At 74.6% G+C, this 11955-nt stretch carries 9 protein-coding genes; 4 read left to right on the top strand and 5 right to left on the bottom strand.

The window, feature by feature from the left end; translation table 11 throughout:
* Nucleotides 1-123 precede the first annotated feature (123 nt).
* Complete coding sequence (locus BM414_RS18470) at nucleotides 124-1626, top strand: amidohydrolase family protein (RefSeq protein ID WP_093581690.1); 1503 nt, start codon at nucleotides 124-126, stop codon at nucleotides 1624-1626.
* Between the two features lie 104 nt (nucleotides 1627-1730).
* Nucleotides 1731-2951, top strand: a complete 1221-nt coding sequence (locus tag BM414_RS18465; protein ID WP_093581688.1) for an FAD-dependent oxidoreductase — start codon at nucleotides 1731-1733, stop codon at nucleotides 2949-2951.
* Nucleotides 2952-2988: 37 nt separating this feature from the next.
* Here BM414_RS18465 and BM414_RS18460 read toward each other — a convergent pair whose 3' ends face one another.
* The 3 genes from BM414_RS18460 to BM414_RS18450 all read right to left on the bottom strand — a co-directional run bounded on the left by BM414_RS18460 (nucleotide 2989) and on the right by BM414_RS18450 (nucleotide 6040).
* Nucleotides 2989-4743 carry an FAD-dependent monooxygenase gene (locus tag BM414_RS18460; protein WP_175551677.1) on the bottom strand — a complete coding sequence of 585 codons (1755 nt, stop codon included), beginning with the start codon at nucleotides 4741-4743 and terminating at the stop codon, nucleotides 2989-2991.
* 120 nt (nucleotides 4744-4863) lie between these two features.
* The gene (locus BM414_RS18455; RefSeq protein ID WP_245784817.1) at nucleotides 4864-5565 is read right to left on the bottom strand and encodes an alpha/beta fold hydrolase; all 702 of its coding nucleotides are present in this window, start codon (nucleotides 5563-5565) and stop codon (nucleotides 4864-4866) included.
* Nucleotides 5566-5686: 121 nt separating this feature from the next.
* Nucleotides 5687-6040: a nuclear transport factor 2 family protein gene (locus BM414_RS18450; protein WP_093581682.1), complete on the bottom strand. Its 354-nt coding sequence runs from the start codon at nucleotides 6038-6040 to the stop codon at nucleotides 5687-5689.
* Between the two features lie 78 nt (nucleotides 6041-6118).
* On the opposite strand from BM414_RS18450, the gene BM414_RS18445 reads away from it, so the two are divergent.
* Nucleotides 6119-6916 carry a MerR family transcriptional regulator gene (locus tag BM414_RS18445; RefSeq protein WP_093581680.1) on the top strand — a complete coding sequence of 266 codons (798 nt, stop codon included), beginning with the start codon at nucleotides 6119-6121 and terminating at the stop codon, nucleotides 6914-6916.
* 130 nt (nucleotides 6917-7046) lie between these two features.
* On the opposite strand, the gene BM414_RS18440 is transcribed toward BM414_RS18445, so the two are convergent.
* A complete protein-coding gene (locus tag BM414_RS18440; protein WP_093581678.1) occupies nucleotides 7047-8216 on the bottom strand; it encodes an MFS transporter in 1170 nt (389 codons plus the stop codon).
* Between the two features lie 152 nt (nucleotides 8217-8368).
* On the opposite strand from BM414_RS18440, the gene BM414_RS18435 reads away from it, so the two are divergent.
* On the top strand, nucleotides 8369-9469 hold the full coding sequence (locus BM414_RS18435; RefSeq protein WP_245784816.1) for a transglycosylase domain-containing protein: 1101 nt from the start codon (nucleotides 8369-8371) through the stop codon (nucleotides 9467-9469).
* Between the two features lie 15 nt (nucleotides 9470-9484).
* Here the strand turns inward: BM414_RS18435 and BM414_RS18430 are convergent, their stop codons facing one another.
* Nucleotides 9485-11818, bottom strand: a complete 2334-nt coding sequence (locus BM414_RS18430; protein WP_093581676.1) for a glycoside hydrolase family 65 protein — start codon at nucleotides 11816-11818, stop codon at nucleotides 9485-9487.
* Nucleotides 11819-11955: the final 137 nt, after the last annotated feature.

The following is an 11955-nucleotide window of genomic DNA, read 5'->3' as shown; positions in this document are numbered from 1 at the left end:
ATCGATCCGCCCGCGGCCTCCTTGACACGTGACCCAGGCCACACGAGGGTGGCACGGCCCGGGCTCGGCCCGCTGCGCGAACACCGGGTCCGGGAGAGTCCGCCGACGTCCGAGGAGAAGACGATGAGCCTGCCCGGTACCGCACGCGGGAACGAGGCTGGCGCCCCCGTCGCCGGCCGTCCGCTGGTGTTCCGCGGAGGGACCGTCCTGACCATGGACGACGCCTCGACGGTCCTCCGGGACGCCGACGTGCTCGTCGTCGACGACCGGATCGCCGGCGTCGGCCAGGGGCTCCCCGTGCCCGACGGCACCCAGGAGATCGACGCCCGCGGCGGCATCGTCATGCCCGGCATGATCGACACGCACCGCCACATGTGGCAGACCGCCATGCGGGGGTACGGCGCCGACTGGACGCTGACCCAGTACTTCGTCTGGTACTACCTCGAGCACGGCAAGAAGTTCCGCCCGCAGGACATCGCCGCGGGCAACCGGCTGGCGGCCATCGAGTCGCTCGACGCCGGCGTCACGACGACGGTCGACTGGTCGCACAACCTGCACACCATCGAGCACGGCGAGGCCGCTCTGGAGGCGCTCCGCTCGGTGCCCGGCCGGTTCGTCCTCGCCTACGGCAACATCCAGGCCGGCCCGTGGGAGTGGACGGCCGACCCCGCCGTCCGCTCGTTGCTGGAGCGGCTGCGCGACGACGCCGACGACCGGATGGGCGTGCAGGTCGCCTTCGACGTCACCGGGGACCCGGCCTTCCCCGAGAAGGCGGCCTTCGAGGTGGCCCGTGACCTCGGCATCCCGGTGACGACGCACGCCGGGGTCTGGGGTGCCACGAACGACGACGGCATCCGGCTGATGCACGAGCACGGGTTCACGACCCCGGAGACGGTGTACGTGCACGCCTCGACCCTCACCCGGGACAGCTACCAGCGGATCGCCGCCACGGGCGGGTCCATCTCGGTGGCGACCGAGTCGGAGTGCAGCGCCGGCCAGGGGCACGCGCCCACCGAGCAGGTGCTGCAGTACGGCATCCCGGTCTCGCTGTCGATGGACACGAGCGTGTGGTGGAGCGGCGACATGTTCTCCGCGATGCGGGCCACGCTGAACGCCGACCGGATGGCCGAGCACATGGACGCCCACCTCAGGGGGGACACGATCACGCACCTGCGGCTGCGGGCGCAGCAGGTCGTCGCGTGGACCACGCGGGGCGGCGCCTCCGCGCTCGGCCGCGACGACCTGGGCAGCCTGCAGGAGGGCAAGAAGGCCGATGTCGTGCTGGTCAAGAACGACGCCTCGCCGGTGTCGTTCCCGTTGCTGAACCCGTACGGGCACGTGGTCTTCCAGGCCCAGCGGGGCGACGTGCACACCGTGGTCGTCGACGGCCGGGTGGTGAAGTACGACGGCAGGCTCGTGGGCATCGACCTGGCCCCCGTGCGCCGTGAGGTCGAGGCGACGGTCGAGTACCTGCGTGCGGAGATCGGCGAGGAGGCCTGGCAGCAGGGCATGTTCCCCGAGCGGCCGGAGGCCGAGGCCGAGATCCTGGAGAACCCGTACCAGTACACCGACTACAAGGACGAGTCCAAGCGCGCCGGCGGTGAGGAGCGGGTCCTCGGCCGGTGACGGTGGTCGTGCCGCCGGCGTGACCGGGGCGCCCGTGCACCGGTCGGGCACCCCGCCGGGCCATGAGGGGTGGACCGGCGCGCCGGGCAGCGCCAAGGTGGCGCATGCGCGTGCAGACGACGACGTGCTGCGTGGTGGGCGGCGGGCCGGCCGGGATGATGGCCGGCCTGCTGCTGGCCCGCGCAGGCGTGGACGTGACGGTCCTGGAGAAGCACGAGGACTTCTTCCGGGACTTCCGTGGCGACACGATCCACCCGGCGACGCTGCGGGTCCTCGCGGAGCTGGGCATCGCCGAGGAGTTCCTCGCGCTGCCGCACACCCGGATGCCACGGGTCACCATGGAGACGGCGTCCGGACCGCTGACCATCGCCGAGTTCACGCGGCTCCGGCCGTACGGGTTCATCGCCTTCGTGCCGCAGTGGGACTTCCTCGACTTCCTCCGCGTCCAGGCGGAGAGGCATCCGACGTTCCGCCTCCTCCGGGAGGCCGAGGTCACCGACCTCGTCGTCGACTCCGGGCGGATCGCCGGCGTCCGGGCCGAGACGGCGGACGGGCCGCTCGAGGTCCGCGCCGACCTCGTCCTCGCCGCCGACGGCCGCGACTCCGTCGTCCGCGAGCGCGCGGGACTCGAGGTGGTCGCGGCGTCACCACCGATCGACGTCCTCTGGTTCCGGCTGCCCAGGAGGCCCGGCGACGACGTCCCCTTCTTCCGGACCGAGGGGGACAGCGTCCTCGTCTGCATCGACCGGGGCACGTACTGGCAGCTCGCCCACGTCATCCCCCACCAGGGCTTCGCCCGCGTGCAGGAGCGCGGACTGCCGGCGTTCCGGGCCGCGGTCGCCGCGCTGGTGCCGGTGTTCGCCGACCGGCTCGGGGAGCTGACGGACTGGGAGCAGGTCAAGCTGCTCAGCGTGCGGGTGGACCGGCTGCGCAGGTGGTACCGCCCGGGCCTGCTGTGCATCGGGGACGCGGCCCACGCCATGTCGCCCGCGGGAGGCGTCGGCATCAACCTCGCCGTCCAGGACGCCGTCGCCGCCGCCGACGTGCTGGCGCCGGCCTTCCGTGCCGGCGGTCCGACGACCGGCCACCTGCGCGCCGTCCAGCGCCGCAGGGAACCGGCCACACGCCTGACCCAGGCGTTCCAGATCAGGGTGGTCGGCAACCTCTACCCACGGTCGGGACCGGCCGCCGAGGACCGGCCGGACCCGCTCCCGATCCGGGTGATCCGCCGGCTGCCCGCGTTGAGGCACCTGACCGGCCGCTTCATCGGCATGGGTCTCCGGCCGGAGCACGTGCGCCCGGCTGCGGCCACGCCGGTGGGCTGAGCGCGGGAGCGTTCGGGACGACCGCCTCCCGGGCGGCTCACCCCGGGGCGGGCACCCGCTCGTCGGTGGTCGGCACCCGCGTGGCGCTCCCCCGGTACACGGAGCCGAGGAACTCGAGGACGCCGCGGCTCTCGGCCGGCTGGGCTCGGTGACCGACGTAGCCGTCCGGACGGACCAGGTAGAGCGCGCCGGCCTGCGCCCCGTAGAGGCGGTGGGCCTCCCCGTCGACGTCGTGGAGGACGCGATCACCCGGGATCCCGGCCGGTGGTGCTCCCGACGGGAGCACCAGACAGGACCGCACCTCGCCGCCCGTCAGGTCCTCGACGTGACGGGCGATCCCGGCCAGGCGTACCGGCTCCTCCGGCTCCGTGTGCGCCCCCGGGAAGAGCAGCAGGGACCAGTGCGGCCCCCGGAGGTGGTCGAACACGCGAACCGGCTCCCCGCCGGCGTCCCGGCCCCGGGCGTCCGGCGCCCGGTCACCGCCGTGCGGACCCCGGCCGAACCGTAGCCGTCCGAGCAGGTCCACCACCCGGTGTCGGTCCGCTCCTGACGCCCTCGACAGGCGGAACGGTGCCCGGAGGTCCTGCGCCAGGGGGCCGTTGCGGTAGCCCACGCCCAGCTCCGCCGCCCTGTCCAGGATCATGCGCTGGACGGCACCCACCTGGAGGAGGGGTGCGAGCACCCGCTCGCGCAGCACCCGCACGACCGGATGACCCGAGAACACGACGCCGTGCCCCACGTCGCTGCCGCGCAGGACCGAACGGGCGACCGGACGCCGTTCCTCCTCGTACGTGTCGAGCAGGTGGTCGGACGCCTTCCCCTCGAGCACGAGCGCGAGCTTCCAGCCGAGGTTGTAGGCGTCCTGGATGCCGGTGTTCATGCCCTGTCCCCCGGCCGGGCTGTGCACGTGGGCCGCGTCCCCCGCCAGGAGGACCCGTCCCACCCGGTAGCGGTCCACCAGCGCCACCCGGGGCGAGAAGTCCGACAGCCACGTCGGGTCGTGCAGGTGGACGGAGCCCAGCCCGCGCTCGGCGAACAGCCGCTGGAACAGCTCCAGTGACGCCGGCTCGACGCTCCCGTCCGGGGCGACCTCGACGTTGGCCTGCACCTGCCACACGCCCGTACCGGAGAGCGGGTCGGCGGCCAGGTACGTGTCACCGTCGAACCAGGCGTGCGACACCCCGGGCTCGAGGCCGTCGATGCGCACGTCGCCGAGGACGAAGTGCTGTGTCCTCGCGGTGCCGACCATGCGCAGCCCCACGAGGTCCCGGACGGCGCTGTGCCCCCCGTCGCAGGCGACCACGTACCGGGCCCGGACGCGTTCGGCTGCTCCCTCCTCGGCCGGTGCGCGCACCGTCGCCGTCACCCCCTCGCCGTCCTGCTCGACCGAGGTCAGCTCGCGGCCGAACTCGACCCCTCCGCCCAGGGACTCCAGTCGTCCGCGCAGGACCTGCTCGGTGCACCACTGGGGGATGATGAGGAGGTCGGGATACGGCACACCCGGAGCCGGCGGCCGTGCCGGCACCCGGACGTCAGCGGTCAGCCGGCCCCCGACGTAGAGCCGCAGGTGGTTGTCCCGCCGTCCCCGCTCCAGCGCGGCTCCCGCGATGCCCAGGTCGTCGAGGACCTCGAGGCTGCGGGGCTGGAGCCCCTTGCCGCGCGACCGGTAGTGCGGCTCGGTGGCCCTCTCGACCACCCGGCAGTCGATCCCCCGTCGCCGCAACTCGCAGGCCAGGGTCAGGCCGGTGGGGCCGGCCCCGACGACCAGGACGTCGGTGCTGCTCGTGTCCACGGACCATCCCCTCCCGAGCGGTGGCGGAGTGCGGCGCAACGTACGCCGCGCCGACACGGGGGAGCAATGGGATCCACCCGCCGGTCGCAGGACCGGCCGTGGGTCCTTCGGCGTACCCGTTCAGCCAGCGGTCGCGCGGACCGCCTCGTCGATCAGGCGGGCGACCGCACCGGGCCGGGCGACGGTCACCGCGCGCGAGGCGTCGATCTCGACGGTCCGGGACCTCGCGCGCTCGGCCATGAACCGCATGGAGTCGGCGGGGACGGCCAGGTCCTGCGTGGTGACGAGGGTCCACGACGGGACGGTCTTCCAGGCGGCGCGCGTCGCCTCGTCCTCCAGCGCGTCGGCGACGACGGGCCGCTGCGTGACGGCCATCAGGTCGGCCACCGTCCGGGGGACGTCGGCGGCGAAGACCTCCCGGAACCGGTCCTGCCGGATGTGGAGGTCGGTGACGGTCCCGCGGTCGTCGGTGGTCACCGGCACGGGACGCAGGGCCGGTCCCAGCTCGCCACCCGGGAACACCGCGGCCAGCTCGCCGGTGCTCTCGCCCTCCTCCGGGCTGAAGCCGGCGACGTGGACGAGAGCCGTCACCCGGGGGTGGCCGTCGGCGGCCTCGCTCACGACGGTCCCGCCGTAGGAGTGGCCGGCGACCACGATCGGGCCGTCCACGCTGTCGAGGACGCTGCGCAGGGACCGGGCGTCGTCGTGCAGGCCGCGGAGCGGGTTGGCCGCCGCGATGACCGGATGGCCGTGGCGGCGGAGCTGCGCGATCACGCCGTTCCAGCTGGAGGAGTCGGCGAAGGCCCCGTGGACGAGCACCACCGTGGGCGTCGTCGTGTCCGTGCGGGGCTCGGGGGTGGTGCTCGTCGTCGATCCGTTCCTCTCGGGTCGTGAGTGGCGGTGACCACGTGGTGGCCACGCCACCGGTGGGTGGAGGACGGGGTCAGGGCGCGATGACCAGCTCCGCGATGCGGTCGCCGGCCATGGTGAAGCGGTAGGCCAGGTCCGCGACGCCGCCGGGGAAGTCCCCCTCCAGGTGGTTGACCGCCACCCAGTGCTCGTCGTCGACCCGCTGGGCTCCGGTCAGCGTGGTCGTGTAGCTGAACTGCGACCCGGAGTGCCGGAGGAAGCCGAGGACCTCCTCGGTCCCGCGGAAGGTGCGCCCCTCGTCGGTCACCGCGGCATCCGGGGTGAAGGCGCGGATGGCGGTGTCGGCGTCGCGGGCGGCGTGCGCGGCCAGGAAGCCCCGGATCGGCGCCGGGAGCTCGGTGGGCTGGATCGTGGTCGGTGCGGTCATGCAGCGACCGTGCGACCTCCCGGCGCCCGAGGGTCAAGCGCTGCACCCTCCCCCGGGGGGAGGGTGCAGAGTGCGCGGGTGCTCTCGATCGGTGAGTTCTCCCGCCTGACCCACCTGAGCGTCCGCACGCTGCGCCGCTACCACGACGCCGGCCTCCTGGAGCCGGCCCGGGTGGACGCCGCGAGCGGCTACCGGTACTACACCGGCGAGCAGATCCCGACCGCGCAGGTGATCCACCGGCTGCGCGAGCTCGACGTCCCCCTCACCGACGTCCAGCGCATCCTGCGCTCCTCCGACCCCGGCACGCGGGCGGCCCTCGTCGCCGACCACCTGCACCGGCTGGAGTCCGGGCTGGAGCGGACCCGCGCCGCGGTGGCCTCGCTGCGCCGGCTCTTGCAGCCGGAGCCGGCGGCGGTGGACGTCGAGCTGCGCCGGGTGCCGGCGACCACGGTCGCCGCCGTCGAGGACGACGTGCAGCTGCGCGACGTCCTCGGCTGGTACGCCGGCGCCATGGCGGAGCTGGACGCCGTGGTCCCCGAGCCGGCCGGCGTGCCGGGCGGGGTGTACGAGAACGAGCTGTTCGAGACCGGGCGCGGGCACGTTCTGGTGCACCTCCCGGTGGCCGGGCCACCGAGCAGCGGCCGGGTGCACCCGGTGACCCTGCCGGCCGTCGAGCTGGCCGTGACCACCCACGTCGGCACGCACGACGACATCGACGTCACCTACGGCGAGCTGGGGGCCTGGGTCGTCGAGCACCTGCTCGCGGTGGCCGGGCCGGTGCGCGAGACCTACCTGGTCGGCCCGCGCGACACGGCGGACCCGGCCGCGTGGCGCACGGAGATCGGCTGGCCGGTCTTCCAGGTGGCGCCGGCCTGAGACGTCGGTCGGACGCGACGTCGGCGTGGGGGCGCAGCGGATGCGTCCCGGGCCGTCCCGTGCACGGGCCGTGCTGACGACCGCGCTCAGCCGACGACGGGAGCGCTCGACGGCCGGACCGCCGGCGACGTCATCGGCGACCGACGCCGAGCACGGTCAGGAACGCGGCCGCCCCGAGGACCAGGCACCCGGCGATGACCGGGACGTAGGAGCCGGAGGCGTCGACGGCCACACCGGCGAGCGGAGCGCCCACCGCCGACCCGATCCCGGCGCTGGTGTAGAGCACCCCCAGCAGCCCGCCCAGGCGCGTGGTGCCGAACCGCTCGGCGACGACCGCGGGACCGAGGGCCACGAACCCGCCGTAGCCGACCCCCAGCACGACGGCGAAGGTGAACAGCACGCCGTACCCACCGCTCCCCAGGCTCCACAGCGCGAAGCTCGCGCCCATGGTCAGGAAGCAGCCCTGGAAGGCGCGCAACGCACCGGTCCTCGCCGCGACCACCCCGAGCACCAGGCGGCCGGCGGTGCTCGCGGCGCCGATCACCCCGACCAGCGCCGCCGCCGCGACCCGGTCGACCCCGGCCTCCACGGCGTACCCGGGCAGGTGCACGAACGGCACGAACAGCGCGACGGACAGCAGGCCGGACGCCAGGTACAGCCGTCGGTAGTCGCGATTGCGCACCGCCTCGGCCAGCGTCAGCGCGGCCGGCCCGGTCTGCACCGGCGGGCGGGTGACGACCAGGGCGCAGACCACGAGCACCGCTGCGCCGGTCATCCCGAGCAGGAGGTGGGTGTTCCGCCACCCCACCTCGTCGATCAGCGCGGCGGCGAGCGGCGCGACGGCGAGGGTGCCCAGGCCGATGCCGGTCACCGCCACCCCGATCGCCAGCGTGCGCCGCCGCTCGAACCAGCCGCTGACGACGGCCACCATCGGGACGTAGGCACAGGCCACCCCGATGCCGACCCCCAGGCCGTAGGTGAGCAGCCCGATCCACAGCTCACCGGCCTGCGACGTCGCTGCCAGCCCGGCGCCGAGGGCGATCCCGCCGACGAGCAGCACGCGCCGGGGGCCGTAGCGGTCCACCGCGACGCCGCTGAGGGCGCCGAGGCCGAAGTACGTGAGCGAGGTCAGCGCGAAGAAGACCGACGTGGTGCCGCGGCCGGCGCCGAACTCCTCCGCCATCGGCTCGAGGAACGCGCCGAAGGAGTAGGCGATCCCGAACGAGGCGAACATCGCGGCGAACGCCGCGGCCACCATCACCCAGCTCCGGACCGAGTCGACCGATGCCGAGGGGCGCATGCCGCGGGAGGATACGAGGCCGTTCCGTGCCCGCCCGGAGGCGGCGGGACCCGGTCTCGACGTCGAGCGTCCTGGACGTCGGTCCGGGGCGTTCGCCACCGCCCCCGGTAGCCTGGGGACCGGGACAGTGGGTCACAGGAGGACAGCACCGCATGCCCTTTCCACCGCGCCGCCGCTCGCCCGACGGGACCCCGGCCCGGCAGCAGTGGACCGACCGGGTGCCCACCCGCCGCACCTCGCGCCCACCGGCCGGCGACGAGCGGCTCGCGGAGCACGGCGACCCCTCGGCCGTGCCTCCACCCGCGGACCCGTGGGCCGCACCCCCTCCGCCGTCCCGGCCGTGGCCACCGGCCCCGGGGGCTCCGCTCCCCCGCGAGGACGGTCGTCCCGACACCCGGCGGCGCGGGGAGGAGGTCGCGCCCCCGGACGCCGGGGAGCGCCTCCGGCGTCGCCGGCTGCGGCGCCGTGTCGGCCGCGGCCTGCTGATCGCGTTCGTGCTGCAGGCGCTGGTCCTGCTGTCACTGCGCTGGGTCGACCCGCCGACGACGGCGTTCATGCTGGCCAACGACCAGGGCGCGGTGCAGCAGTCGGTGCCGGTCGAGTACGTGTCGCGCAACTTCCTCGCCGCGGTCATCGCGCACGAGGACCAGCCGCTCCCCTACCGCGCCGGTGCCTTCACCTGGGACGAGCTGTCCGGCCGTGCCGAGGCGCACCTGCGCGGGGAGGACGACCCGTCGGGGTCGACCATCCCGCAGCAGGTGGCCAAGAACCTCTTCCTCAACCAGGACATGAGCGTCTGGCGCAAGGCGGTCGAGGCCGGCCTGTCGGCGGAGCTGGCGCTGGTCCTCGACGACCGCCGCATGCTCGAGCTGTACGTCAACTACGCCCAGCTGGGCCCGCGGGTCTACGGCATCTGCGCGGCCAGCTGGTACTACTTCGACACCCCGCCGTCCACGCTGCCCGTCGACCGGGCCGTGCAGCTGGTCGGGCTGCTGCCCTCACCGGGACACGTCCAGCGGGCGCCGGGCGGCGGCCTCGACTTCGACGTGGACGACGGCCTCGGCTGGCTCTCGCGCTCCCACGTGGTCAACGCGCAGAACCGGGTGCCGCGGCACATCGCCGCGCAGGGCTTCGGGCCCGTCGAGGACGCCGGCGTCGAGGGGCTCGCCCAGGACCAGCCGGCCTCCGACGACGACTGCTCGCAGATGCCCGAGGAGGTCGCCGAGCTCATCGCCGCCGAGGGCACCGAGTAGTCGGCGACGGCGCGCTCAGGTGCGCGGTTCGCGACCGGCGGGCTGCCTCGGCTCGGCGAGCAACGGGGTCGGGGCGCGCAGCGGGGCGTGGCCGGGTGCGGCAGCCGTCACCGGCAGCGGCGCGCCGTCCACGACGACCGTCACCGGCCCCTCGCCGCGCACGAGCGTGACCGTCGTGCCCTCCCGCGTCGTCTCGACGCGGAGCAGCCGGCCGCGCCAGGTGACGGAGTAGGCGGTGCGGGAGAGGGAGGACGGCAGCAGGGGCGCGATCTCGAGGTCCTCGCCGTCCTCGCGCAGCCCGCCGAGACCGGCGACGAACGCGAGCCACGCACCTGCCACCGCGGCCAGGTGCAGCCCCTTCTCGGTGTCCCCCTGCACGTCGCGCAGGTCCACGAGGGCGCACTCCCGGAGGTAGCGCAGGGCGAGGTCGGGGTGCTGCGCCTGGGCGCACACGACCGCCTGGACGGCGGCGGACAGGGAGGAGTCCCGGACGGTGCGCGCCTCGTAGTACTCGAGGTCGCGGGCCACCTCCTCGCTGGTGAAGTCCTCGCGGCACCACCACAGGGCCAGGACGAGGTCGGCCTGCTTGAGCACCTGACGCCGGTAGAACGTCGCGTAGTGCTGGTGCTCCTGCACCGGGTAGGCCTCGCGCTGGTCCTCGAACGGCCACTCCCGGTAGGTGGTGAAGTTCGCGTTCATGGGGTGCACGCGCAGTCCCTCGTCCCACGGGACGTGGACGGCCTCCGCCGCCGACCGCCACGCCGAGATCTCGGTGGGGTCGACCCCCAGCTCCGCCGCCCGCGCCTGCAGCCTCCGGCACGCCTCGGCGGCACGCTGGAGGTTGCGCTTCGCCATGAGGTTGGTGAAGACGTTGTCGTCGACGACCCCGGTGTACTCGTCCGGCCCCGTCATGCCGAACAGGTGCCAGCCGCCGGCCGCGTCCTCGTGGCCGATGGCCATCCACAGCCGGGCCGTCTCGACGAGCACCTCGAGGCCCCCGACGGAGTCGAGGTCCTCGCCCGTGACGTTCTGGTGGAGCCAGAAGGCGCGGGCGATGTCGGCGTTGACGTGCATGGCCGCCGTGCTCGCCGGCCAGTACGCGGAGACCTCGCGCCCGCTGATCGTGCGCCAGGGGAAGGACGCCCCCGCGTGCCCGAGCGTCCGGGCACGCTCGCGGGCCAGGTCCAGCGTGGCCGAGCGCCACAGCAGCAGACGCCTCGCGGCGTCCGGGTGCAGCAGGGACAGGGCGGGCAGGACGAACCCCTCGACGTCCCAGAACGTGTGGCCGCTGTAGCCCCGGCCGGTCAGTCCCTTGGCGCCGACGGGGGCACCGGAGATGCAGGCGGCGGAGCAGAACAGCTGGAAGACGGCGTAGCGCAGCGCCTGCTGGAGCTCGGGGTCGCCGTCGACCTCGACGTCCGCCGTGGCCCACAGCTCGTCGAGCGCGGCCCGCTGCCCGGCGAGCAGCCCCTCCCACCCGAGGTCGAGGGCGGAGTCCAGGGCGGCGCACGCCTCGCCGACCAGGGAGTCGGCCGCGGCGTCGTGCGACCAGGTGTGGGTGACCGCCTTGACGATCGTGAGCCGCTGCCCGGGGAGCAGGTCGGCGGCGACCGTGGTGACGACCCGCTGCGGGCCTGCCTCCGTGCCCACCCGCCCGCCGTCGACCACGTGGCCGACCGCGGCGGCGACGCTGATGCCCGAGCGGCGCGTCCGCGACGCGAGGGCGCCGCCGCTCGCCGCGCGGACGGAGGCGAGCGGCTCGAAGGCGTGGTCCAGGACCTCCGCGACCCGCGGGTCGTCGTTGTCCACGCCGGTGGGCGTGACCTCCCCGTCGACCAGCTCGGACCGCACGACGACGTGGGCAGGCCCGTCCAGGGCCCGGACCTCGTACCGCACGGCGACGGTCGACCGCTCCCGCAGGGAGACGAGCCGTCGTGAGGTCACCTCCAGCGACGTGCCCGACGGCGCCGTCCAGCACAGGCGGCGGTCGAGCGTGCCGGCGCGCAGGTCCAGCGTGCGTTCGTGGACCTGCGGCCCGACCTCCCGCACGTCGAGCGGGATCCCGTCGACCAGGAGGCGCAGCGGCGTGCCCTCGGCGACGGTGAGCATCGCCTGCCCCTCCTCGGGCTGCCCGTAGCCGCCCTCGGGATAGGACAGCGGGTGCGTCTCGAACACCCCGGACAGGTAGGTGCCCCGCATGCTGAAGGGCTCGACCTCGTCGAGCGTCCCCCGGACCCCGACGTAGCCGTTCGAGAGGCTGAAGACGGACTCGGCGACGGCGAGCGCCCCGGGGTCCACGTGCGGCTCGCGCACCAGCCACGGGTCGGTGTCCAGTCTCGGGGCGGTCACGTCGGGGCCTCGCGTCCTCGGAGCAGGGATCGGGGCGCCGGTGGCGTCCCGCTCCCGTCCTACCGGTCGGCTCGCGCCGGCGCGATCCGGAGGACCGGGGGCACCGGGCACCCGTGGCGGCCGGACGCCACGGGTGC

It is taken from the genome of Geodermatophilus amargosae (genome assembly GCF_900116515.1).
In the GTDB taxonomy this organism is placed as follows: domain Bacteria; phylum Actinomycetota; class Actinomycetes; order Mycobacteriales; family Geodermatophilaceae; genus Geodermatophilus; species Geodermatophilus amargosae.
The sequence above is the reverse complement of the archived record's forward strand: the minus strand, read 5'-3'. Positions and strand labels throughout refer to the sequence as shown.

What these genes read in the sequence shown, in the direction of transcription:
- BM414_RS18470 (WP_093581690.1), top strand. Translation starts at nt 124, where the DNA reads ATGAGCCTGCCCGGTACCGCACGCGGGAACGAGGCTGGCGCCCCCGTC.
- BM414_RS18465 (WP_093581688.1), top strand. Translation starts at nt 1,731, where the DNA reads ATGCGCGTGCAGACGACGACGTGCTGCGTGGTGGGCGGCGGGCCGGCC.
- BM414_RS18450 (WP_093581682.1), bottom strand. Translation starts at nt 6,040, where the DNA reads ATGACCGCACCGACCACGATCCAGCCCACCGAGCTCCCGGCGCCGATC.
- BM414_RS18440 (WP_093581678.1), bottom strand. Translation starts at nt 8,216, where the DNA reads ATGCGCCCCTCGGCATCGGTCGACTCGGTCCGGAGCTGGGTGATGGTG.
- BM414_RS18435 (WP_245784816.1), top strand. Translation starts at nt 8,369, where the DNA reads ATGCCCTTTCCACCGCGCCGCCGCTCGCCCGACGGGACCCCGGCCCGG.